The organism is Pseudooceanicola nanhaiensis (assembly GCF_020171315.1).
Lineage (GTDB): Bacteria > Pseudomonadota > Alphaproteobacteria > Rhodobacterales > Rhodobacteraceae > Pseudooceanicola > Pseudooceanicola nanhaiensis_A.
Genome location: NZ_JAIUZP010000001.1, coordinates 72,870 through 96,529 on the forward strand (window position 1 = coordinate 72,870; position 23,660 = coordinate 96,529).

The 23,660-nt window shown below is 67.7% G+C and carries 21 protein-coding genes; 11 read left to right on the top strand and 10 right to left on the bottom strand.

Annotation, left to right across the window (positions count from 1 at the left end; genetic code table 11):
* Positions 1-22 precede the first annotated feature (22 nt).
* Genes LCM32_RS00330 through LCM32_RS00340 form a run of 3 tightly spaced genes read right to left on the bottom strand, consistent with a single transcriptional unit; the run spans position 23 to position 2,998 of the window.
* Positions 23-1,414, bottom strand: a complete 1,392-nt coding sequence (locus tag LCM32_RS00330; RefSeq protein ID WP_224819073.1) for a TRAP transporter large permease — start codon at positions 1,412-1,414, stop codon at positions 23-25.
* Positions 1,407-1,904, bottom strand: a complete 498-nt coding sequence (locus LCM32_RS00335; RefSeq protein ID WP_224819074.1) for a TRAP transporter small permease — start codon at positions 1,902-1,904, stop codon at positions 1,407-1,409. The genes LCM32_RS00330 and LCM32_RS00335 overlap by 8 nt, the downstream gene beginning before the upstream one ends.
* Before the next feature lie 59 nt (positions 1,905-1,963).
* Positions 1,964-2,998: a TRAP transporter substrate-binding protein gene (locus LCM32_RS00340; protein ID WP_224819075.1), complete on the bottom strand. Its 1,035-nt coding sequence runs from the start codon at positions 2,996-2,998 to the stop codon at positions 1,964-1,966.
* A gap of 227 nt (positions 2,999-3,225) precedes the next feature.
* Here LCM32_RS00340 and LCM32_RS00345 point away from each other — a divergent pair, with 227 nt between their 5' ends.
* Both LCM32_RS00345 and LCM32_RS00350 read left to right on the top strand, forming a co-directional pair.
* Positions 3,226-3,657, top strand: a complete 432-nt coding sequence (locus LCM32_RS00345) for a MarR family winged helix-turn-helix transcriptional regulator (protein ID WP_224819076.1) — start codon at positions 3,226-3,228, stop codon at positions 3,655-3,657.
* Between the two features lie 215 nt (positions 3,658-3,872).
* Complete coding sequence (locus LCM32_RS00350; RefSeq protein ID WP_224819077.1) at positions 3,873-5,813, top strand: FAD-binding monooxygenase; 1,941 nt, start codon at positions 3,873-3,875, stop codon at positions 5,811-5,813.
* A 135-nt stretch (positions 5,814-5,948) separates the two neighbouring features.
* Here LCM32_RS00350 and LCM32_RS00355 read toward each other — a convergent pair whose 3' ends face one another.
* A complete protein-coding gene (locus LCM32_RS00355; RefSeq protein ID WP_224819078.1) occupies positions 5,949-6,281 on the bottom strand; it encodes a hypothetical protein in 333 nt (110 codons plus the stop codon).
* Positions 6,278-7,210 carry a DnaJ C-terminal domain-containing protein gene (locus tag LCM32_RS00360; RefSeq protein ID WP_224819079.1) on the bottom strand — a complete coding sequence of 311 codons (933 nt, stop codon included), beginning with the start codon at positions 7,208-7,210 and terminating at the stop codon, positions 6,278-6,280. The genes LCM32_RS00355 and LCM32_RS00360 overlap by 4 nt, the downstream gene beginning before the upstream one ends.
* A 343-nt stretch (positions 7,211-7,553) precedes the next feature.
* Between LCM32_RS00360 and LCM32_RS00365 the strand changes: the two genes are divergently transcribed.
* The 4 genes from LCM32_RS00365 (at position 7,554) to LCM32_RS00380 (ending at position 14,113) form a co-directional block, all read left to right on the top strand.
* Entirely contained in the window at positions 7,554-7,835 is a 282-nt protein-coding gene (locus LCM32_RS00365; protein WP_224819080.1) for a FeoA family protein, read from the top strand.
* 16 nt (positions 7,836-7,851) lie between these two features.
* On the top strand, positions 7,852-9,723 hold the full coding sequence (gene feoB, locus LCM32_RS00370) for a ferrous iron transporter B (RefSeq protein WP_224819081.1): 1,872 nt from the start codon (positions 7,852-7,854) through the stop codon (positions 9,721-9,723).
* A 207-nt stretch (positions 9,724-9,930) separates the two neighbouring features.
* Positions 9,931-10,872 (top strand): efflux RND transporter periplasmic adaptor subunit, encoded by a 942-nt coding sequence (locus LCM32_RS00375; RefSeq protein WP_224819082.1) that lies wholly within the window; start codon positions 9,931-9,933, stop codon positions 10,870-10,872.
* Positions 10,865-14,113, top strand: a complete 3,249-nt coding sequence (locus LCM32_RS00380; RefSeq protein WP_224819083.1) for an efflux RND transporter permease subunit — start codon at positions 10,865-10,867, stop codon at positions 14,111-14,113. The genes LCM32_RS00375 and LCM32_RS00380 overlap by 8 nt, the downstream gene beginning before the upstream one ends.
* A gap of 50 nt (positions 14,114-14,163) precedes the next feature.
* On the opposite strand, the gene LCM32_RS00385 is transcribed toward LCM32_RS00380, so the two are convergent.
* From LCM32_RS00385 to LCM32_RS00400, 4 genes are all read right to left on the bottom strand, one after another.
* The gene (locus LCM32_RS00385) at positions 14,164-14,931 is read right to left on the bottom strand and encodes a 3-hydroxyacyl-CoA dehydrogenase (protein ID WP_224819084.1); all 768 of its coding nucleotides are present in this window, start codon (positions 14,929-14,931) and stop codon (positions 14,164-14,166) included.
* A 145-nt stretch (positions 14,932-15,076) separates the two neighbouring features.
* On the bottom strand, positions 15,077-15,832 hold the full coding sequence (locus tag LCM32_RS00390; protein WP_224819861.1) for a LamB/YcsF family protein: 756 nt from the start codon (positions 15,830-15,832) through the stop codon (positions 15,077-15,079).
* Positions 15,833-15,834: 2 nt separating this feature from the next.
* Entirely contained in the window at positions 15,835-16,854 is a 1,020-nt protein-coding gene (locus LCM32_RS00395) for a biotin-dependent carboxyltransferase family protein (protein WP_224819085.1), read from the bottom strand.
* Positions 16,851-17,609 carry a 5-oxoprolinase subunit B family protein gene (locus LCM32_RS00400; protein ID WP_224819086.1) on the bottom strand — a complete coding sequence of 253 codons (759 nt, stop codon included), beginning with the start codon at positions 17,607-17,609 and terminating at the stop codon, positions 16,851-16,853. The genes LCM32_RS00395 and LCM32_RS00400 overlap by 4 nt, the downstream gene beginning before the upstream one ends.
* Before the next feature lie 175 nt (positions 17,610-17,784).
* Between LCM32_RS00400 and LCM32_RS00405 the strand changes: the two genes are divergently transcribed.
* From LCM32_RS00405 to LCM32_RS00415, 3 genes are all read left to right on the top strand, one after another.
* Positions 17,785-18,750 carry a TRAP transporter substrate-binding protein gene (locus LCM32_RS00405; protein WP_224819087.1) on the top strand — a complete coding sequence of 322 codons (966 nt, stop codon included), beginning with the start codon at positions 17,785-17,787 and terminating at the stop codon, positions 18,748-18,750.
* Between the two features lie 246 nt (positions 18,751-18,996).
* Positions 18,997-19,521, top strand: coding sequence for a TRAP transporter small permease (locus tag LCM32_RS00410; protein WP_224819088.1), 525 nt, complete (start codon positions 18,997-18,999; stop codon positions 19,519-19,521).
* A gap of 12 nt (positions 19,522-19,533) precedes the next feature.
* Positions 19,534-20,835, top strand: coding sequence for a TRAP transporter large permease (locus tag LCM32_RS00415; RefSeq protein WP_224819089.1), 1,302 nt, complete (start codon positions 19,534-19,536; stop codon positions 20,833-20,835).
* 185 nt (positions 20,836-21,020) lie between these two features.
* On the opposite strand, the gene LCM32_RS00420 is transcribed toward LCM32_RS00415, so the two are convergent.
* Entirely contained in the window at positions 21,021-21,533 is a 513-nt protein-coding gene (locus LCM32_RS00420) for a winged helix DNA-binding protein (RefSeq protein ID WP_224819090.1), read from the bottom strand.
* A 204-nt stretch (positions 21,534-21,737) separates the two neighbouring features.
* Between LCM32_RS00420 and LCM32_RS00425 the strand changes: the two genes are divergently transcribed.
* Positions 21,738-22,694 (top strand): acetamidase/formamidase family protein, encoded by a 957-nt coding sequence (locus tag LCM32_RS00425; RefSeq protein ID WP_224819091.1) that lies wholly within the window; start codon positions 21,738-21,740, stop codon positions 22,692-22,694.
* 293 nt (positions 22,695-22,987) lie between these two features.
* Positions 22,988-23,578: a hypothetical protein gene (locus LCM32_RS00430; RefSeq protein ID WP_224819092.1), complete on the top strand. Its 591-nt coding sequence runs from the start codon at positions 22,988-22,990 to the stop codon at positions 23,576-23,578.
* Positions 23,579-23,660 lie beyond the last annotated feature (82 nt).

Genomic DNA, 23,660 nt, shown 5'->3' on the forward strand with positions numbered 1-23,660 from the left:
CTTGCGCAGGGCCCGCCCTTTTTCAGTTCCCGATCAGGCGCGGCACCAGCAGCGTCAGCGCGGGCAGCGACAGCAGCAGCGCCACCCGCACCACCTCTGCGCCGAGGAAGGGCAGCACGCCGCGGAAGACCGTCGACATCGGCGTGTCGCGGGCGAGCGAGGCGATGATGAAGACGTTCAGCCCCACCGGCGGCGTGATCAGGCCCAATTCCACCACGATCAGCGCGAGGATGCCGAACCAGATCTTCAGGCTGTCGTTGTCCATCCCGAAGGCGGCGGTGTCCGCGGTGACGTAATCGCCGCCGTTCAGCGCGATCAGCGTGGGCCAGAAGAAGGGCACCACGACGAGGATCATCGCAAGGCTCTCCATGAAGCAGCCGAGGATGACGAAGATCACCAGCATGATGACGAGCACGAGCATCGGATCGAGGCCGCTGGTCGCGGCCCAGTCGCTGAGCGCCTGCGGCAGGCCGGTCCGGGTGAAGAAGCCCTTGAGGACCTCTGCGCCGAAGAGGATCAGGTAGATCATGCCCGAGGTGACGGCCGTGGCGCGCACCGCCCGCAGCAGGCCCTGCAGCCCGAGGCCCTCGCCGGTGAACCACCGTAGCAGCAGGCCGTAGACAGCGATGACGAAGACCCCGATGGAGGCCGCGGGCGTGGGGGTGAAGAGGCCGAAGCCGAGGCCGAGGATGATCGAGCCGAAGATCGCGATCACCGGCAGCAGGCGGCGCAGCGCGAGGCGGCGCGCCTCCGGGGCCATCGGCTTGGGCTCTGGCGCGAGGGACGGGTTGACCCGGACCGAGATCGCGATGACGAGGATAAAGCCTAGCACTGCCAGAAGGCCGGGGATCACGGCGGCCTGGAACATCTTGAGGATCGAGCCCTCGACGATGATCGCATAGATCACCAGTGCGACAGACGGCGGGATCAGAATGCCCAGCGTCCCGCCCGCGGCAAGGGCGCCGGAGGCGAGGCGGGGCGAGTAGCCGAGGTCGCGCAGTTCCGGCAGCGCCACCTTGCCCATGGTCGCCGCCGTGGCGAGCGAGGATCCGCAGACCGCGCCGAAGCCGCCGCAGGCCGCGACCGCCGCCATGGCCACACCGCCCCGCAACCGCGAGAGCAGGGCCTCAAGCCCCTTGAAGAGGTCCGAGGACAGGCGCGCCTCGGCCGCGATGTAGCCCATCAGCACGAAGAGCGGCACGACGGAGAGGTCATAGTTGGCGACGTTCTCCCACAGCAGGGATTTGAACTGGCGCAGGTAGGGCACGAAGCGCACGAAGGGCACCACGAGGCTGAGGACCCATGTCCCGCCGACGCCCACGACGATCATCGCGATGCCGACGGGCATGCGCAGCAGAAGCAGGCCGAAGAGGACGACGAGGCCCAGCAGGCCGATGGTGATGGGATCAAGCATGGCGCACCTCGGCGCGGATCTGGGCGAGGGCCACGAGGGCCCAGAGGACCATCGAGGCAATGCCGGGCAGGTAGAAGGGCCAGATCAGCCAGCCGAGGACAGCGGTCACCGCCGTGTCGTCGCGTGCTTCCAGCATGCCGAAGACCATCCAGTAGGCGAGGAACAGCGCGATCCCAGCGGTCAGCAGCAGCCACAGACGGTCAAAGCCGCGCTGCAGCGTTTCCGGGAACCGGTCCATGAAGAGCTCCACTGCGACATGGCCGCGGTTTGCCTGGCAGAAGGGAAAGAACATCAGGGCCGCCCCGCTGATCGCAAGCTGCACGAAATCCTCGTAGCCGGGCAGGCCGGACACGTCGGCCCCGAAGGCGCCTGCGATGCGGTCGAGGATGAAGGCGCTCGTGTTGGTGGTCGTGACGAGGACGATGAGCAGGAGGATGACACCTCCGAGCAGGGCGAACAGGTCGGCCGCGCGCCAGAGTATGGCGTTCATGGGTGCCTCCGTGAGGGTCAGAGAGCCGGAGGGGGCAAAGGCCCCCTCCAAGCGTGGTCTCAGTTCGACGCGTGGGCGTCGGCGATGGCCTTGCGGGCGCCTTCGACAAGCGCCGCGCCGTCGATGCCCTTGGCGCTCACCTCGTCGACCCAGCGCTGGACGACGCCTTCGCTGACCGCGTTGAACTTGGCGCCTTCCTCGTCGGAGAGGACGATCCGTTCGACGCCCGCTCCTTCAAGCGCAGCGATGCCCGGCTCCTCGAAGCCTTCCCAGAGGGCGCCGATCTCCTTGGCGACGTTCATGCCGGAGTTCGCGTCGATGATCGCGCGCAGGTCTTCGGGCATGTCCTCGTAGATGTCCTTGTTCATGGCCAGCATGAAGACAGAGGTGCCGAAGCGGTCGCCGTTGGGCAGTTCGGTGGCGAACTTGTCCAGTTCCTGAAGGTTGATGGCGGGGACGATCTCGTAGGTGGTCAGCGCGCCGTCCACGACGCCCTTGGCCATGGCTTCGGGCAGGGCGGGGACGGGCATGCCGACGGGCTCTGCGCCCATCCCGGTGATGACCCATGCGCCGGTGCGGCCGGGGGTGCGGAGCTTGAGGCCCGCCGCGTCGTCAAAGCTGCGGACCGCCTTGGTCGAGGTGTGGATCAGGTTGCCGTCGTGGCTGTGCAGGAAGAGAACCTTCACGTCCTTGAAGTCGTCCGCCAGCATGTCGAGCGAGGCGTTGAGCGCCACCGTGGTGTCGGCGGCAGAGCCGGCGTGGACCAGCGGAAGCTCGAAGACCTCGCTGCGCGGGAAGACGCCCGGCGTGTAGCCGAGGATGGTCCAGATGATGTCGGCGGTGCCGTCACGGACCTGGCCGTAGAGTTCGTTCGGCTTGCCGCCCATGGACATGGAGGGCGCGATCTCGACGGCGATCCGGCCGCCGCTTTCGGTCTCGATCTTTTCGGCCCAGGGCTCCAGCATGTCCTTGTGCGCGTTGGAAACGGGCGGCAGGAAGTGATGCAGGATCAGCGTGACGTCCTGTGCACTGGCCGCGGTGCCAAGCGTCGCTGCGGTCGCGGCAACGCACAGAAATTTGGAAAGTCTGGTCATCCATTCCTCCATCTGGATGTTTGCCCTTCCGGGCACTTAGTATGTAGACTTATTATAAGGGATGGCCGGGTGATCCGGTCAACCGGAAAATATGAGTACTTATTATTTCTTGCAAGTGTCTGTAAAATATTGATGTTAAGCGTTTTTGCCGTAGGGGCTGGTCCCGTGGGGCGCTCTATTTAGGCAAGTTCGACGCCTGCGAGTCACGACCGAGGAGGAGGAGAGACTTGGAAGTCTACGACATGGCGGGGCACCTGATCCGGCGTCTGCACCAGACATCGGCGAATGTCTTCTCAACCCGGACCAAGGCAGAGGGCTTCGACATCACGCCGGTGCAGTTTGCCGCCATGGGGGCGATCCGGGACAATCCCGGGATCGACCAGGCCGGTGTCGCCGCGATGATCGCCTACGACCGGGCGACGATCGGCGGGGTACTCGACCGGCTTGAACACAAGAAGTGGGTGTCCCGCAGCGTCAGCAGCAAGGACAGGCGGGCCCGCGAGGTGACCCTGACCGAGACGGGCGAGGAGATGTTCAGCCGTGTGCTGCCGGTGGTGCGCAAGCTTCAGGAGGACATCCTGCCGGGCCTCAGCGATGAAGAGCGCAGCGCCTTTCTGACGCTCGCCCGCAAGGCCGCGTCCGAGGCGGCCCAGGCCTAACCCGCGCCGGTCCTTCCCCCCGAAAATCGAATCATCAGCTTTGGTGCCCGGGCCATGCGGTCCGGCGCTCTTTCTGTTCGTGCAGTCGAAAATGACGTTTCCACAATGCCTTGCGTGAAAATGATATGCCTACATATCGTTATTGACGCATTATAGTAAGTATAGTTACTAATTGAGGCGGGCCTTGCCCGAATGGATCGCGAGGAGGAGCGTCGATGCAGTACTACCTGGAAGGTTTTCGCAGTGGAGATCCCGATGTCCGGGAGGCCGCACCCTGTCGCCGGGAGTATTCCGGCCTGTCCGGCCTGCCGGAGAAGGTCGACGTCCTGATCGCGGGCTGTGGTCCGGCGGGGCTTTGCCTTGCGGCGCAACTTTCGCAGTTCCCCGAGATCGACGTGATGATCGTCGAGCGCAAGCCCGGCCCGATGGAGAAGGGGCAGGCGGACGGGGTGAACACCCGCTCGATGGAGATGTTCCAGGCCTTCGGCTTCGGCGAGAAGGTCAAGCGCGAGAGCTACTGGGTGAATCAGACCACCTTCTGGACCCCGGACCCGGCGAACCCTGCGCATATCAAGCGGATCGGACGGGTGCAGGACGTGGCCGACGATTCCTCGGAGATGCCGCACACGCTGATCAACCAGGCCCGCATCCACGAGTTGTTCCTGGACATCATGCGCAAGGCGCCGCGCCGGATCGAGCCGGATTACGGCTGGTCGGTGCAGGACCTGACCATCGACCCGACGACGGAGGATCACCCGGTCACGGTGACGCTGGAAAATACCGGCGTGAACGCGGGCGATACGAAGACCGTGCGGGCGAACTACGTCGTCGGCTGCGATGGCGCCCGCTCCAACGTGCGCAAGGCGATCGGCGGGACGCTTCACGGCGACGCGGCCCATCAGGCCTGGGGCGTGATGGACATCCTCGCCAACACCGATTTCCCGGATATCCGGCAGAAGTGCATCGTGGCCTCCGCCAGCGAGGGCAACGTGCTGATCCTCCCGCGCGAGGGGGGATACTTGTTCCGCATGTATGTCGAACTCGACAAGCTCAACCCGGATGAGCGCGTGGCCAGCCGCAACCTGACATCGGAGCATATGATCGCAGCCGCCAACCGGATCATGAAGCCCTACACGGTCGACGTGAAGCAGGTGGTCTGGTGGTCGGTCTACGAGATCGGGCACCGCATGACCGACCGGTTCGACGATGTGCCGGAGGGGCAGGACCGGGACCCGCGCGTTTTCACGGCGGGGGATGCCTGTCACACCCACAGCCCCAAGGCGGGGCAGGGGATGAACGTCTCGATGCAGGATTCCTTCAACCTCGGCTGGAAGCTGGCCCATGTGTTCCAGAAGCGTGCCGCCCCAAGCCTGCTGCGCAGCTACTCGGCCGAGCGCTGGGCAGAGGCGAAGCGTCTCGTGGACACGGACCACCAGTGGGCCCGCATCATGTCGGCCCCGCCGGGCGAGTCGGAACTCGACGGGTCGGACATGCCGCGCATCCAGAAGCAGTTCATCGAGAACCTCGAGTTCACGGGGGGCCTCGCGGTGGAATATGCGCCCTCCGCCCTGACGGGCGAGGCGACCCATCAGGCGCTGGCCACGGGGCTTGGCGTCGGGCGCCGCTTCCATTCGGCCCCGGTGGTGCGGCTGTCGGATGCGATGCAGATGCAGCTGGGCCATGTGGCGCAGGCGGACGGCCGCTGGCGGCTCTATGCCTTTGCGGGCAGCGCAGACGGTTCCGCGCCCGGCTCGGCGATCCACAGTCTGGCGGACTGGCTGGCGACGGACGCGGCCTCCCCGGTGCTGAAATACACTCGCGCGGACGAGGATATCGATGCGGTGATCGACCTGCGGGCCGTGTTCCAGCAGACTTTCGAGGATCTCGCCTATGAGCAGATGCCGGCCTTGCTGAAACCGCTGAAGGGAAAGCTGGGCTTGCAGGACCACGAGAAGGTCTTCTGCGTCGATCACAAGGGGATGGGGGATATCTTCGAGATGCGCGGCATCGACCGGACGCAGGGCTGCATGGTGATCGTGCGGCCGGATCAATACGTCGCCCATGTCCTGCCGCTGGGGGCCTACGACGCGCTTGCCGCCTTCTTTGACGGTATCCTGCTGCCGCCTGCGGCAGAGGTGGCGCGGCTGCGTTCTTAACGAGTGAGCGGTCCCTTCCGAAGTCCGTCTTCGGGAGGGGCGACTGGTTCAGCGGCCGTCCCTCGGGGCGGCCGTTTTGCCCTCTCAGCGCCGCCGCCCCGCGAGGCGGATCGCGATTGTCTGCCGAACGCCGCCCTAGCGTTGCAGCCGCCGGACGATCCGGCCGCGCACCTCTTCCGGCTCGTCCCCGAGGGCGCGCATCAGGGCCGCCAGATCGCCGCGCGTGCCGTGCAGCTGATCGATCAGCCCCATCACCATGGCGAGGGCCTCGTCCCCCAGATCGAAATCGTCGCAGAGATCGCAGAGCAGTTCGATCCGGGCCACGTCCACCTGCCGGTAGACCTGTCGCCCCTCTGCATCGGCAGGATGGATCACCTCGGCACGCAGGAACCGCACGAGGCGCGGCCGGTCGAGCCGCCCGACGGCGGCGATGACCTCCTCCTCGGAGTAGAAGCCCGTCGCGGTCATGGCATGCCCTCCTTGCGGGGATTGTAGCCGTTGCGCTTGCCCCAGTCCTCCATGAAGCGGGCGAGGTCGTCATCCACTTTCGGCGGCATGACGATGCGCAACTCGATCCGCTGATCGCCCGCGGGACGCCCAGCGGCGGCGATGCCGCGCCCCTTGAGGCGGAGCGTCCGCCCGCTGCTCGTCCCCTTCGGCACGGTGACCTTGACCGGCCCGGCGATGGTCGGTGCCTCGACCTTGGCACCCAGCACGGCCTCGTAGAGGGTGATCGGCAGGGTCGTGACGATGTCGTCGCCCTCGCGGGTGAAGACCGGATGCGGGCGGATCGAGAGGGTGACATAGGCGTCCCCCGCTGCTCCGCCGCCGTGGCCCGGGCCGCCCTTGCCCCGCAGGCGCAGGGTCTGGCCTTCGTGGACGCCTCGGGGGATCTTCACCTCGAGCGCGCCGCCATCGGGCAGGGTGATCCGCATCGACCCGCCATTGGCCGCGTCCAGGAACGGGACCTCCAGCGCGTAATGGGTATCGGCCCCGCGCGCCTGGTAGGCGTGGGAGCGGAACGAGGCGCCCTCCCTTCCGGCATGGCGGCGCAGGAACTCGGCAAAGATGTCCTGTTCATCGCCGAACCCTTCGTAGCGCGCGCCCTGCCGGTAGGGGTTGTCGGGCTGTTCGGCAAAATCGCGGTAGAAGGTCCGCTCCTGCGGGCGCTCCTGACCGCTGGCATCAATCTCGCCGCGGTCGTAACGGGCGCGGGTCTCGGGGTCCTTCAGCAGATCATGCGCCGCTCCGGCGGCCTTGAACCGCGCTTCGGCTGCCGCATCGCCGGGATGGAGATCGGGATGGCTCTCCTTCGCGATCTTCCGGTAGGCTTTCTTGATCTCGTCGGCCGTGGCGGTTTTCGAAACGCCCAGCACGTCATAGGGGTCTTCGCTCATGGCAGGTCCACCCGTGAGTCTTGTCGCCTGATTAGAGCGCCCGCAGGGCCCGTGCGCAACCGGCCATCCCGTCGCGGGGGCGAGTCGGGGGCAGGGCAACCCGCGGGAGGCGGCCGCCCCGCCGCCCGCGGTTTCCGGTTTGGCCCGCGCTTGGCACGCCTGTGACCCGGTTCTGAGGCGAGGTTGCACGCCGATTGTGCGATCTAAGTCATTGAAAAGATTTGTCTTCGGAATTCCCGGTCCGGGCCGCTCTCGAAAATCTTACTGATTTGATCTGGAACAAGGTTGCAAGTTTTCCCTGAGTGAAACTATCAGAAACCAGCCGCGCTCCCGAGGTACCCCCATGGAACTCAGACAGATTGACGCCACCGACCGTTCGCTCTCCCTCGGAGAGGCGCGACGGGGCTACAGGGGCAGGGTTGTCTGCATTCTTCCCATTGCCGGGAACGGGCGTCTGGCACCGAGCGAGATGGAGCGCCGCCTGATCGAGATGGGCTTCATCGAGGGGGTCGAGGTCTCCGTGATCCATGAGGGCCCCTTCGGCCGTGATCCGATCGCCGTGCGCGTGGGCGAGGCGACTGTCGCCATGCGCCGCCGCGATGCCATGGCCATCCTGACGGAATAGGGCAGACATGCGTGACATGACGACGGATATCGGCGACGGGATCATCCGGGTCGCCCTGGTCGGTGCGCCCAATTGCGGCAAGACCTCGCTGTTCAACGCGCTGACGGGGGCGAACCAGCGGGTCGGCAACTATTCGGGCGTCACGGTCGAACGCAAGGTCGGCATGGCCCAGACCCCGGCGGGCCGGACGCTGCGGATCACCGACCTGCCAGGCACCTACAGCCTGCGGGCGCGCAGCCCCGACGAGGTGGTCACCCGCGAGATCATCCTGGGCACGCGGGCGGACGCCGAGCCGATCGACCTGCTGATGGTGGTGGTGGACGCCACCCACCTGCGCCCCGGTCTGCGCCTTGCACGAGAGTTGCGGGACTGTGGCCTGCCGCTGCTGATCGTCGTGAACATGATCGATATCGCCCGCCATCGCGGGATCGAGATCGACCTCGACCTTCTGTCGCAGGAGATCGACCTGCCCGTCGTGGCCTCCACCGCGGTGCGGCGGGCCGGGATGCAGGATCTCTGGTCGCGCCTCGATACGCTTGCAACTGCCGGCCTGCCGCCGCGTGTCGCCTCCGGCTGGGCGCCGCCCACCGCCGCCGATCTGCGCGCCGCCCTGCGCGAGGCGGACCGGGTCATCGCGCTGAGCGTGCGCACGCCGGAACGCCGCCGCAGCCTTTCGGAATGGATCGACGGCGTGCTGCTGCATCCGGTGGCCGGGCCGATCATCCTGCTGCTGATCATGTTTGCCATGTTCCAGGCTGTCTTCGCCGGGGCGGCCCCGCTGATGGATGCGATCTCGGCCCTGATCGAGGGCGTGTCGGCCACGATCAGCGCGGTGCTGCCCGAGGGGTTGCTGCGCGGCTTCCTTGTGGACGGGGTGATTGCCGGGGTCGGCAGCGTCGTGGTCTTCCTGCCGCAGATCATCATCCTCTTTGCCTTCATCCTGATCCTCGAAGACCTCGGCTATATGGCGCGGGCGGCCTTCCTGATGGATCGGATCATGGGCCATGCGGGCCTGCACGGGCGGGCCTTCATCCCCCTGCTGTCGAGCTTTGCCTGCGCCATTCCGGGCATCATGTCGGCCCGCGTCATCGACGATGAGAAGGACCGCCTCACCACGATCCTGATCGCCCCGCTGATGACCTGCTCGGCGCGGATCCCGGTCTATACGCTGCTGATTGGGGCCTTCGTGCCCGCGCGCAGCATTGGCCCGGGGATCGGATTGCAGGGGCTGGTCATGTTCGGCCTCTTCGCCGCGGGTGTCATCAGCGCTTTGCTGGTGGCTTTCGTCAGCCGGATGCTCTTCCGCCGGCACGAGATCGCGGCCCCGCTGATGCTGGATCTGCCCGACTACAAGGTGCCGCAGGCGCGCGGCGTGCTGCTGGGCCTCTGGCAGCGGGCGCGGGCCTTCCTGCGCCGGGCCGGGACCATCATCTTCATGGCCAGCGTCGCGGTCTGGGTCCTCTCGACCTTCCCCTACGCCCCGGCAGAGGCGACGGAACCCGCGATCAACTACAGTTTCGCGGCGATGATCGGCCATCTGCTGCACCCGTTGCTGGCACCCATCGGGTTCAGCTGGGAGATCTGCGTGGCCCTCGTCCCGGGCATGGCGGCGCGGGAAGTGGCCGTGGCCGGGCTCTCGACGGTTTACGCGGTTTCCGGGGGCGAGGGCGCCCTCGGCACGGCGCTCGCCACGCACTGGAGCCTCGCCACCGGGGTGTCGCTCATCGTCTGGTACATCTTCGCGCCGCAATGCCTGTCGACCCTCGCCGTCATCCGGCGCGAGACCGGCAGCGCACGCTGGATGTGGATCGCCGTGGGCTACATGTTCGGCCTCGCCTACGCGGCCAGCTTCCTCGCCTATCACCTCGTCCAGTCGCTGGGCGGCTGACTGGCAGCGCGGGCTGCGACCTGTCGTCGAGGGATGCGAAAGTCCTTGCGGTGGGCCCGTCAGGGTGGTCATAAATAATCCAAATTTCGAATGTTTGGCGGGGAATCTGCATATCGCAGATGCATGTTCCGCCTGTTGAACCGGCCCCGTCGCCCGGGGCCGTGCTGTTGCGAGGGTCCGATGCGCCGAATGATTGCCCTGTGCCTGTTGCTGTTCTCTCCGCCGGTGCAGGCCGGCACGGTCGAGATCGTCCCGCGGGAGGTGACGGTCTGGAAATCGGTCTTCGGGCAGGTCGAGGCGCGGGTGGAGATCCCGGCGCGGGCCCGCATCGGCGGGACGCTCGTCGCGCTGTCGGTGACAGAGGGCGACGCGGTCACGGCGGGGCAGGAACTGGCGCGGGTCGAGGACGACAAGCTGCAGTTCCAGATCGACGCGCTGGACGCGCAGCTGGCAGCGGCGCAGGCGCAGCTCGACACGGCGCAGTCCGACCTGACGCGGGGCACTGCCCTGTCCGAGCGCGGCGTGATCACGGCGCAGGCGCTGGAGCAGTTGCAGACCACCGTGGATGTCACCGCCTCGACGATCCGCAGCCTGACGGCGCAGCGGCTGGTGGTGGAGCAGCAGATCCGCGAGGGTGCGGTGCTGGCGCCGCAGGACGGCATCGTCCTGTCGGTCCCGGTGGCGCGGGGCTCGGTCGTGACCATGGGCGAGAGCATTGCCAGCATCGGCGGCGGCGGGACGTTCCTGCGGCTGAACATCCCCGAGCGCCACGCCGACGACCTGTCGGAAGGCGACGAGATCGTCCTTGCCGGCGCAGATGGCGAACGTAGCGGCACGCTGGTGAAGCTCTATCCGCTGATCGAGGGCGGCCGCCTGCAGGCCGACGTGGAGGTCGAGGGGCTCGACACCCGCTTCGTTGGGCGGCGTCTGACCGTGCGCCTGCCGGTGGGCACGCGCCGGGCGCTGCTGGTGCCGGACACTGCGCTGAGCCACGCAGGGGGCCTCGACTTCGTCACGGTGAAGGCCGGGGAGGGGACGCTGCAACGGGTGGTCGTGCCGGGAGAGATGCTCACGCTGGACGGGGTGACCCTGCGCGATGTCCTGACCGGGCTGGAACCCGGCGATGTGGTGGTGACCCCCGATGAGTGACCCAAAAGACGACCACGGGCCGGCGCCCACGGGCCGGCTGGGCCTTGCCGGCTGGCTGACGCGGGGCTTCATCGCCTCGCCGCTGACCCCGCTCCTGCTGCTGGCGGCCGTGGCGGTGGGGCTGATCGCGCTCGTCTCGCTCCCCCGCGAGGAAGAGCCGCAGATCTCGGTGCCGCTGGTGGATATCCATGTGCAGGCGGCCGGGCTCAAGGCCGAGGATGCCGTCAAGCTGGTGACAGAGCCGCTGGAAACCATCGTGAAGGGCATCGACGCGGTCGAGCATGTCTATTCGGACACCCGCGACGATCAGGTCATGGTCACGGCGCGGTTCGAGGTGGGGGTGCCCTCGGACACCGCGATCCTGCGGGTGCGCGACAAGATCATGGCCAACCTCGACCGTATTCCCGTCGGCATCCCCGAACCGCTGGTGGTCGGGCGCGGGATCAACGACGTGGCCATCGTCACGCTGACCTTTTCGCCGGTTGCCGGGCAGGAGGCGGTCACCGCCGCCGATCTGACCCGCGTCGCCCGCGAGGTGGAGGCCCGGCTGGCGCGCACCCCGGATGTGGGGCTGACCTATATCATCGGCGCGACGGACGAGGCCCTGCGCATCGCGCCCGACCCGGAGCGGCTGGCGCTCCACGGGGTGACGCTGCAACAGCTGGCCGCCAAGGTGGAGGGCGCCAATACCGCCACGCCGGGCGGGACCCTGCGCGAGGGCGGCCAGCAGCTGGGCCTCGTCATCGGGCGCACGCTGACATCGCCTGAGGAGATCGGGAACCTCGAACTCACCGCCCGCGACGGGCGCACGATCTATGTCCGGGACGTGGCCGAGGTCGCGCTGGTGTCCGATCTGGACGAACAGCACGTGGCCACCCTGCGTCGCGCGGGCGATCAGATCATCCGGATGCCGGCCGTCACCCTTGCGGTGGCGAAACGCGCGGGCGCCAATGCCGTCGTCGTGGCCGAGACGATCCTGCACCAGGTCGAGGAGATGAAGGGCGGCACGATCCCCGATACGCTCGAGGTCGAGGTGACGCGCGACTACGGCGAGACAGCGGACGAGAAGGCGAACGAACTGCTCTTCCACCTCGCGCTTGCCACCGTCTCCATCGTGGCGCTGGTGCTTTTCACCATCGGCTGGCGCGAGGCGGCGGTGGTGGCCATCGTCATTCCGGTCACCATCCTGCTGACCCTCTTTGCCGCGTATTTCATGGGCTACACCCTGAACCGCGTCTCGCTCTTCGCGCTGATCTTCTCCATCGGGATCCTCGTGGATGACGCCATCGTGGTGATCGAGAACATCGCCCGCCACTGGGCGCTGGACCCGTCGAAATCGCGCCGCGTGGCCGCGATCGAGGCGGTCGCCGAGGTCGGCAATCCCACCATCGTCGCCACGCTGACGGTGGTTGTGGCGCTGCTGCCGATGCTCTTCGTTTCGGGGCTGATGGGGCCTTACATGTCGCCGATCCCGGCCAATGCCTCCTCGGCGATGATCTTCTCCTTCTTCGTGGCAGTCACGATCACGCCCTGGCTGATGCTGAAGGTGGCCGGTGGGGCAAAGCTTGCGGCCCACGGAAGCCATGGTGACGGGCACAGTGACGGGCAAGGAGCGCTGACCCCGATGGGCCGGGTCTATGCCCGCTTTGCCCGGCCGATCCTTGCGCGCAAGTCGGTGGCCGCCGTCTTCCTGCTGACGGTGATCGTGCTCAGCTTCGGGTCTCTCGGGGCGCTCTACACGAAGCATGTGACGGTCAAGCTGCTGCCCTTCGACAACAAGTCGGAACTGTCGGTGGTGATCGACCTGCCCGAAGGCACTTCGGTCGAGGTGAGCGATGCGTTGGCCCAGCAGGCGGCGCGAACCGCCCTGACGCTGCCGGAGGTGCTGTCGGCCCAGACCCATGCGGGCACGGCCTCGGCCTTCAACTTCAACGGATTGGTGCGGCACTACTACCTGCGCCAGGGCAGCGAGATGGGCGATGTGCAGATCAACCTTGCGCCCAAGGGCGACCGGGACCGGACCAGCCACGATATTGCCCAGGACCTGCGCGGGGCGCTCTCGGCGCTCGACCTGCCGGAGGGGGCGGTTCTGAAGGTGGTCGAGCCGCCACCCGGCCCGCCGGTGATCGCCACGTTGCTGGCGGAAATCTATGGCCCCGACGGGGACACCCGGCGCGAGACCGCGCAGGCCGTCCGCGCGGCCTTTGACGCCGTGCCCTATGTCGTCGACGTGGACGACAACTACGGCATCCGGCCGCCGCGCCTGCGGGCGGTGCTGGAGGCCTCCGAACTCGATTTCTTCCAGGTGCAGGAGGCGGATGCACTCCAGACCCTGCAATTGCTCAACGGCAGCACCACGGTCGGCTATTCCCACCGCGGGGCGGGCCGTCGTCCGATCCCCATCGTGATCGCCCGCGATCGGGCGCAGCGCGTGCTGGACAGCGAAACGCTGTCGACGCCGGTGCCCGCCAATGCGCTGCCCGGCGGGCGCGGCGTGGTGGAACTGGGCGACGTGGTCAGGATCGAGGAGGAGCGGGCGTCCTACCCGATCTTCCGGCACAACGGCTATGACGTGATCATGGTGATGGGGGAACTGGCCGGAGCCTACGAGGCACCGCTCTACGGGATGCTGGCCGTGGCGGACCGGCTGGAGGCGATGGACTGGCCCAACCCCGGGGCGAAACCCGTCGTGTCCATGCATGGCCAGCCCGAGAGCACGGCGCAGGCCACGCTGCTCTGGGACGGGGAATGGGAGGTGACCTGGGTCACCTTCCGGGACATGGGCGCGGCCTTCGCCGTGGCGCTTCTGGGGATCTACATCCTCGTCGTGGCGCAGTTCGGCTCCTTCCGGCTGCCGCTGGTGATCCTGACTCCGGTGCCGCTGACCTTCCTTGGCATCATGGTGGGCCACTGGCTGTTCGGGGCGCCCTTCTCGGCCACCTCGATGATCGGGTTCATCGCGCTTGCGGGGATCATCGTGCGCAACTCGATCCTGCTCGTGGACTTCATCCGCCATGCCCGCCCGGACGGGGCGGTCACCGTGGAGGTGCTGATCGAGGCCGGGGCGACACGGTTCAAGCCGATCCTGCTGACCGCCATCGCCGCGATGATCGGTGCGGCGGTGATCCTGACGGACCCGATCTTTCAGGGGCTCGCGATCTCGCTGCTCTTCGGGCTGCTGACCTCGACGGCGCTGACCGTTCTGGTCATTCCGGCGATCTACCGGCTGTTCAAGACCTGACACCGGCGGGGGCGGCTGGTGCCGCGCCCCGCCGACAGGGGCCTGCGCCGTTACTTCGGGGCCATCCGCAGCGCGCCGTCGAGGCGGATCACCTCGCCGTTCAGCATCCGGTTTTCGAGGATATGTTTCGCCAGCGCCGCGTATTCCGCCGGATCGCCGAGGCGGGCCGGGAAGGGCACGCTGGCGCCGAGGGAGGCCTGCACCTCCTGCGGGAGACCGGCCATCATCGGCGTGCCGAAGATGCCCGGCGCGATGGTCACCACGCGGATGCCATGGCGCGACAACTCGCGGGCGGCGGGCAGGGTCAGCGCCGCGACGCCGCCCTTGGAGGCCGCATAGGCCGCCTGTCCGATCTGCCCGTCCTGCGCCGCGATCGAGGCGGTGTTGATGATCACCCCCCGTTCGCCATCGGCGCCGGGCGCATTCTTCGCCATGGCATCGGCGGCCAGCCGCAGCATGTTGAAGGTGCCGACGAGGTTGATCTGCACCGCGCGGGCAAAGCTTTCCAGCCGGTGCGGCCCCTCGCGGCCCACGATCTTCTCGCCCGGGGCGACGCCCGCGCAGTTCACCAGCGCGTCGAGCTGGCCGAAGGTCTCCAGCGCGCAGGCGACGGCGGCCTGACCGTCGGCCTCGCTGGTCACGTCGCAAAGCTTGAACTGCGCGGCCGCGCCAAGTTCGGCCTGTTTTGCCGCGCCCGCCTCGGCGTTCATGTCCGCCAGCACGACGCGCGCGCCTGCCTCCACCGCCATCTGTGCCACGGCCGCGCCAAGGCCCGAGGCCCCGCCGGTGATCAGGATCACCCTGTCTTCAAGTTGCATGTGTTTCTTCCTCCCTTGCCGCACGCAGGCGGCTCCTGCCTCCCGTGATAGGGGCGGGGACGGAAGGGATCAATTCCGGTGCATGTCGCAGGCACCGGAACGCAGCGTGCCGGGCCCGATCCCGGGCCCGGCAGCGATGGGCAGATCAGAGGCCCGCGATCTCGACGCCCTCGGCCTCCAACCCGCGGCGCAGGGCGCGGGCCATGTCGACGGCGCCCTGCGTGTCGCCATGCAGGCAGATCGTGTCGATCCGGCAGGGGATGTGCTTGCCGCTCTCGGTGATGATCGCACCGGCCTTGAGCATGTCGAGGATGCGCGCCGTGATCGCCTGCGGATCATGCAGCACCGCGCCGGGCTGGCCGCGTGCGACCAGCGTGCCGTCATCGTTGTAGGCGCGATCGGCAAAGATCTCGCCCGCCCAGTTGCAACCGATGTCGCGCACGACCTCTTCCATCGCCGTGGCGGCCAGCACCATGATCACGATGTCCGGCTGCACCTTCAGCGCCGCCTCGTAGCAGGCCCGGGCCATCGCCCCATCCTCGGAACACATGTTGGACAGCGCGCCGTGCAGCTTAAGGTGCCGCACCTCGCCGCCTGCCGCGCGGGCCATCGCCTGTGCCGCGCCCAGCTGGTAGGTGATCATGTTGGCCAGTTCCGCGTGGCTCATCGGGATGCGACGACGGCCGAAGCCCTTGAGGTCGTTGAACCCGGGGTGGGCGCCGATGCCCACGCCGTTCTCCAGTGCCTGCCGCATGGTCTGCGCCATCACGTCCGGGTCGCCCGCGTGGAAGCCACAGGCGATGTTGGCCGAGGAGATCACCTCCATCAGCGCGGCATCGTCGCCCTTGGTCCAGTCGCCGAAGCCTTCGCCGATGTCGGAATTCAGGTCCACCTTGAGCATGTTCATTCCTCCAGCTCTCTTCCGGCCGTGACGCCGCTGATCAATGTATAGGCCAGCAGGTCGGGGATGCTGGCCGGGTCGCGCACCAATGGCTTGGCCGCCCGGCGCAGGGTCTTGAGCCGCGCGGCATAGGTGGCGGCGAGGCGATCCGCCTCCTCGATCCCGATACGCTGGAAGCGGAGCTGCGCGCCAAGCGGCGCCTGCGCCACGCGGGCAAGGTCGGGGCCGATGACGGTGCCGATGCGGGGGTAGCCGCCGATGGTCTGGCATTCCGCCAGCAGCACGTAGGGCTGCCCGTCGCCGGTCATCTGGAGGTCACCCTCAAGGATGAAGTCCGACGACAGGCCCGAGGTGACCTCGGCCGCGAAGGGCGGGGCCTCGGTCTCCAGCCGCACGCCCTGCCGGTTGGCGGTGGCGGAGCGGGTGAATTCCGTCTCCTCGAAACGTGCCAGCGTCTCGGGCGAGAAGAGGCCGGTCTGGGGTCCCTCGATGAAGCGGATTGTGCCGCCGGTGAAGCGCGCCTCGGGGATAAGGCCCATGGCGGGCGCCTCCGGCGCGGGATCGGCGCCAAGGGGCAGGCGGTCGCCATCTTTCAGCAGCGCGCCGAGGCCTGCGGTCAGATGCGCGCTGCGGCTGCCGAGCAGGGGCGTGGTCGCGATTCCGCCGGCAGGGGTGAGGTAGCCATAGGTGCCGCCCTCTGCCGCGCCGATGGTCAGGCGCTGGCCCGGTTCCAGCAGGTGGCTGGCGTTCCAGCGGATGTCGCGCTGATCGATGCGGGCCCGCATCGGCGCGCCGGTCAGGGCGATGCGCATAGGCGCGTCCACCTCGAAGGTGCCGCCCATGCCCGCCATCTCGATGGCGGCAGAGGGGGCACGCAGACCCAGCAGGGCCGCCGCCTCGTGAAGGGCGAGGGGATCGGCCGCGCCACCGCGCGAGAGGCCGATATGCGCCATGTCCGGGCGTCCGGTGTCCTGAATGCTGACCCCGGGACCGGCAGAGCGGATGAGGAGCGCGGCCGTCATGAGCGGATCTCGCAGCGGGCGCCGCCCTCCGGATCATTGGCGGCCAGAAGGCTGTCCATCTGCGCGCCCGAGACCGGCACGAGGCGCAGCTCGTCTCCGGCTCGCAGCGGCACCGGGGTCTCGGCCTCGGGGCGGAAGGCGCGGAAGGCACAGCGCCCGACCTGCCGCCAGCCGGTGGGCGAGGGATTGGGGAAGAGCGCAAGCTGGCGCACCGCAAGGGCGATGGCCCCGCGCGGCACCTGCGGATTGATCGCGGACATGCGCGGCAGGTCCAGCGCCTGGGGCAGCAGGCCGAGGTAGGGCTGGCCGGGGGCGAAACCGATGGCCAGCACCCGCAGGGGCGTCTCGGCGATGGTGCGGATCACGGTCTCTGCCGTGAGGCCCGAGAGCTGGGACACCTCTGCGAGGTCGGGGCCATGCGCGCCGCCAAAGGCCACCGGGATGTGCCAGACCCGCGCGGCGGGTTCAGGCCGGGCCTCGCGCCAGTCGTGGCCCTCCAGCAGGCGGGCGATCCGGGCCCGCAGCGCGATCCTATCCGTCGCCTCGGGGTCATAGCGGAAGAGGACGGATGTGAGGCTGGGCATGACGCGCAGCACACCCTCGGGCGGATCGGCCTGTGCGCGGTCATTGAGAACCTGCGCGGCGGCCGTTGCCCAGGGGGCGGCGGTCAGCGCGAACCGCACCAGCCAGCCATCCCGCCCGAGGGGCAGGATTTCGGCCGGGGGGCGCGTCGGGGCATTGGCATCGTCGAACATGCTGTCTTGTACCCTGTCGGTGGGGCCCCTTCCTCTTTTCTTTTCGCCTGTCTGAGCGGCCTCGGGAGAGGGGCATTCAAAGTTTTCATTGACACAAGATGCAAAACGCCGACAAATTGTCAACGTTATGACAGTGAGGTGAAGATAACTTCACCCTTTCGACAGGAGAATGAAGATGAACAAGTTCGTGCTCACCGTCGCCGCGGCGATGGGGATCGCCACGGCTGCCCAGGCCCAGACCTGGGACATGCCGACGCCCTATGGCGATGCCACCTTCCACACCCAGAACATCCGCGAGTTCGCCGAAGACGTGGCCGAGGCCACCGGCGGCGCCCTCACCATCGAGGTCCATTCCGCGGGCTCGCTCTTCCCCCATGGCGAGATCAAGAACGCCGTCCGCTCGGGGCAGGTCCCGCTGGGCGAGTTCTTCCTCTCCACGCTGGCGAACGAGGACCTCGCCTTCGGGATGGACAGCCAGCCCTTCCTTGCCACCAGCTACGACGATGCCGAGGCACTCTGGGCCGCTCAGAAGCCGGTGATCGAGGAGTTGCTGGCCAAGCAGGGCCTCAAGCCGCTCTTCTCCGTCGCATGGCCGGCGCAGGGGCTTTACACCAACGGCGAGATCGCCACCGTCGATGACCTCGCCGGTCTGCGGTTCCGGGCCTACAACCCGGCGCTGGAGCAATTCGCCACGCTCGCCAAGGCCGCGCCTGTCCAGGTCGAGGCCGCGGATATCCCGCAGGCCTTCACCACCGGTCAGGTCGAGGCGATGATCACCTCGCCCTCCACCGGCGCCAACTCCAAGGCCTGGGACTTTGTCGACACCTACACCCAGATCGATGCCTGGGTGCCCAAGAACATCGTCGTGGTGAACCAGCGGGCCTTCGACCGTCTGGGCGCCGACGTGCAGGAGGCCGTGCTGGCCGCCGCCGCTGAGGCCGAGACCCGCGGCTGGGAGATGTCCAAGGCCGAGGCCGAGGCCAAGACCGCCGAGATGAAGGCCAACGGCATGACCATCGCCGCCCCGAGCGCCGCCTTGACCGAGGGTCTTCAGGCCATCGGCGCCCAGATGCTCGACGGCTGGAAAGAGAAGGCCGGGCCGGAGGCCATGGCGATCCTTGAGGCCTACGAGGCACGGTGATCCGGCTGCGGCCTGTCCTTCAAGGGGCGGGCCGTTTCGTCATCTGAGGCCCCGTGACAGAGGCCGACCGCCGCCTTGTCCGGCCGGTTGCCTTGCTCGTCGCCGCCCGGTCCCGGGACGCGCGCCTGCATCGCGGCGCGACCGGGCCGCCCCACAGGTCGCCTGCCGCCGCTTCTTGGTTTCCCGCGCGTCGCGGGGCGAGGCGGCGGTTCCCCATCTCGTCCAGCCCATCAGGGAGGCCCCGCCATGCGCCGCCTGCTCGATACGCTCTACCTGATTTCCGGCGCGCTTGCCGCGCTGTCGATCCTCGCGATCTGCCTGCTCGTCAGTGCGCAGGTCGGTCTCAACATCCTCGCCCGCCTCGGCGGACCGTCGCTGTCCTACACGATCCCGTCCTATGCCGATTTCGCGGGCTACATGCTGGCCGCGGCCAGCTTCCTCGCCCTCGCGCCGACGTTCCGCCACGGCGGGCATATCCGGGTGAACCTCTTCCTGTCGCGGATGGGGGAGGGCGGACGCTGGGCGTTGGAGCTCTTCTCCCTCGCGGTCGCCGGCTGCGCCATGGCCTACGCAGCGTGGTATGCGCTCGCCCTGCTGCTCGAGAGCCACCACTACGGCGACAAGTCCACCGGCATGATCGCCATCCCGATCTGGATCCCCCAGATCGTCATGGTGGCGGGGCTGATCCTTCTGACCCTCTCGATCTTCGACCGGCTGGTGGAGAGCCTTCTGGCCCGCCGTCCCGTCCTGATCGACGACACGACCGAATGAGGAGCGCCTGACATGTCCGATCCCGTCGTCTTCTCCATCCTCCTCGGTCTGCTGCTGGTGCTTCTGGCCAGCGGCGTCTGGGTCGCCGTCTCGCTGCTGGTCGTGGCGCTGGCGGGGCTGACCTTCTTCTCCAACGCGCCCACGGGGCTGGTGCTGGCCACCACGCTCTGGGGCCACAGCCACAGTTGGCCGCTGGCGGCGCTGCCGCTCTTCATCCTGATGGGAGAGATCCTGCTGCGCTCCTCCCTGTCGAAGGACATGTTCAGCGGGCTGGCGCCCTGGCTGACCCGGGCACCGGGGCGGCTGCTGCATGTCAACGTGCTGGGCTGCGCGATCTTTGCCGCGGTCTCGGGCTCCTCCGCCGCCACGGCGGCCACCATCGGGCGGATGTCGGTGCCGGAGCTGATGCGGCGCGGCTATCCCGAAAGCCTCGTGCTCGGCACGCTGGCAGGGTCCGCCACGCTGGGCTTCCTGATCCCGCCCTCGGTGATCCTGATCGTTTACGGCGTGGCGACCGAGCAATCCATCGCCCGGCTCTTCATCGCGGGCATCCTGCCGGGGATCATGCTGGTCGCGCTCTTTGGCGGCTACGTGGCGCTGCGGGCGTGGATGTCGCCGGGGCTGATCCCGGTGGAAGAGGCGCAGTATTCCCTGCGGGAGAAGCTGCGCGCCTCGCGCAGCCTCCTGCCCGTGGTGCTGCTGATCGGCGGGGTGATCGGGACGATCTACACCGGCGTCGCCTCGCCCACGGATGCGGCGGCGGTGGGCGTGCTCTTCTCGCTGATCCTCGCGGTCTCCACCGGCAGCTTCAGCCGCAGCGACTTTTTCGAGGCGCTGATGTCGGCCATGCGGACAAGCGCGATGATCGCCTTCATCCTGCTGGGGGCGGCGGTGCTCTCGGTCGCCATGGGCTTCACCGGTATCCCGCGCAACCTCGCCGCCTGGATCGGGACCTTCGGCCTGTCGTCCTATGCGCTGCTGGCGGTGCTGACCCTGTTCTTCATCGTGCTGGGCTGCTTCCTCGACGGGATCTCGGTCGTGGTGCTGACCACGTCGATCATCCTGCCGATGGTCGAGGCCGCGGGGATCGACCCGCTGTGGTTCGGGGTCTACCTCGTGCTCGTGGTGGAGATGAGCCAGATCACCCCGCCGGTGGGCTTCAACCTCTTCGTGATACAGGGGCTGACCGGCTCCAACATCATGAAGATCGCCAAGGCGGCGCTGCCCTTCTTCGGGCTGTTGTTGCTAGCGGTGCTGCTGATCACGCTGGTGCCCGGGATCGTCACTTTCCTGCCCTCCGCCATGGGGAACTGACCGCGCCGCCCGCAGCCAAGAATTTTAAGGAAAATTCTTGGGAAAAGTCTTGTTTCAAGACTTTTCCGCGCCTGCGGAGAGGGCCCGCGCGGACCCCCGGAACATTCGAATTTTCCGGTCCGGACTTTTTGAAAAGTCCGGGGGGCGTCGCATCCCCCCGGCGGGGCGGGGCAATCCGGACGGCTTCAGAGCGACGAGGCCGCGCGGCTGGCCTGGTCGTAGTAGCCCGAAAGCACGCGGAGGGCGGCGGCCAGTTCGGAAAGCTTCTCCCCCGCCATATTGCCGTCCAGCAGCGGTTCGAGCAGGCAGTCCTCGCGCACGGCGCGGTAGCTCTCGCACAGGGCGCGGCCCTTCTGGGAGGTGCGGTAGAACACCTCCTTGCCGCGCTTTTCCGTTTCGAGGAACTCCAGCTTCACCAGCTTGCGCAGGGCGTAGGTGACCGTGTGGCTGTCTTCGATGTTCAGCAGGAAGCAGATGTCGTTGAGGCGCTTGTCACGGTTGCGGTGGTTCGTGTTGTGCAGCACGAGGATCTCCAGCGGCGACATCTCGCCCCCGCCGGCCGCCGCCATGCACCGCTGCATCCAGCGCGAAAAGCTGTTGTAGGCGATCGTGAGCCCGAATTCGAATTCCGAGGCCTCGCCAGCGGGCCCTTCGGCGAGGTGCTGGGACGAGACGATGCGGCGCTGACCTGCAGCCATTGGGATCACTCCGTTCAATTCCTGCGATAACCTTCCCGTAATGCTAACGATTTCTCAATGTCTTGCCCATGGAAACCCGAGCTGTCGCGGTGCGGCGCGCGGATTTGAGGCAGTGCGGGCGGGGGCCGGCGCGGGCCACGGTTTGGGCTTTACCTTCCCCGGGCTGAGGAGGAGGCTCTGCCCGACCAATCGAGAGGACCCGCGATGACCGACCACAGCCTTTCCGCCACGCCAGACACTGTCCACTGGGGCCGCTTCTGGTCTGACCTGCCGCCGGTCAAGGAGATCGACGCGGGCGACCGGATCGTGATCGAAACGCTCTCTGGCAAGGAGGAGGTCCTGCCGGACCCGGCAAGCGGGCTGACCGTGACCGACACCCACCGGGCGATCCTCGCCGCCGACCTGCCGCGCGTCGCCCATCTGCTGACGGGGCCGGTCGCCATCAAGGGGGCGATGCCCGGCGACGTGCTGAAGATCACGATCGAGAAGATCGACCTCGGCGCCGACTGGGGCTTCAACATCGTGCGCCCCACCGCGGGCACCCTGCCGGGGGAATTCCCGGTGTCGGGCAAGGCCACCACGGTGATCCCCATCGATCGGGCCGCGAAGACCGCCAAGCTGCCCTGGGGCGCCACCTTGCCGCTGGACCCGTTCTTCGGCGTCATGGGCGTGGCCCCGCCGCCGGAGTGGGGCGAACTGGCCTCGACCCAGCCCCGCCTGCATGGCGGCAACATGGACCTGAAACTGCTGACCGAGGGCGCGGTCCTCTACTTGCCGGTCCATGTCGAGGGCGGGCTCTTCTCCTGCGGGGACGGCCACGGCTGCCAGGGCGATGGCGAGGTCTGCATCACTGCGCTTGAGACGGCGCTGACCGGCACCTTCACCTTCGACGTGCTGAAGAAGGGCGAGACTCCGATCGACTTCCCCCGCGCCGAGACGGCGGAGGAGATCATCTCCATGGGGTTCCATGCCAGCCTCGACACCGCTCTGCAGATCGCGCTGCGCCAGATGATCGCGATGATCCGCGAACACGTCGACATCTCCGAGACCGAGGCCTACCAGCTTTGCTCGCTGGCTGCCGACTTCGCGGTGACTCAATCGGTCAATCAGGAAAAGGGCGTGCACGGTCGGCTGAAGAAAGCGCTGCTGCGCCGGGGATGAACTGAGCGCCGGACGCGGCGTAATGTCCGTTTTTCGGCTGTCGCCCTCAGGGTGATCCTGCACGCGTGAGCCAAACTTTCACTTTTCCCCCGTCTCGTGCAAAGGACTTGCGCGGGATCAATAAATATTGGCTCTTCGGCAGGAGTTTGCCGGTAAAGGCGGGCATGCTGAAATAGATGCATGTGATCCGGAGCGAAACGCTGTATACAGCTGTTTTTCGTTGCCCGGTCCTTCTGTGAGGTCCGGTGTCCGTTTCATGAGTCCCCTTGCGAAAGCCAGATGTGTTGTCCCCGATGAAGATCTTCTCCGACGATCAGCGTGCGGCCGAAGCCCGCGCCACCACCAGTCTCCGCACCCGGCTGCAGGTGCCGGGGGGCGGCCATATCGTGACCATGGGCTTCCCCGGTCTGGCGATTGGCGAGGGCGGGCAGCCCGCGTCCGACCCGGAGCGGCTGGCGGCGACGCTGGATCATCCGACGATGGCGGACTGCGCGCTGCTGGTGGTGCTGGTCGAAGAGACGGAGATGCCCGCGGGGGCCTTCGACGGCCTGCGCGAGGCAGCCGCGGCCCGTGGCCTGCCGCTGGAGCATCTGCCGATCCGGGACTACGGCGTGCCGGGTGCGGCCTTCGATCAGGACTGGCAGCGGATCGCCCCGGCGGTCGCGGAACTGCTGGCGGCGGGACAGACGCTGGGCGTGTCCTGCCACTATGGCGCGGGGCGGTCGGGCACCATCGCGGCGGGGCTGCTGATCGAGCGCGGGATGTCGCTTGGAGAGGCGATCCTCGCGGTGAGGGAGCAATTCCCGGATTCGATCGAGACCGAGGGCCAGATGGCCTGGCTCCAGTCGCGCAGCCGGACCCGCGAGGGGGGACGTGCTGGCTGAAACGCGCCTTGGGTAGCGCCGCGCGGCCACAGATCACCGGATAGAAAAAAGGGGCCGCAGATGCGGCCCCTTTCGGTTTGGT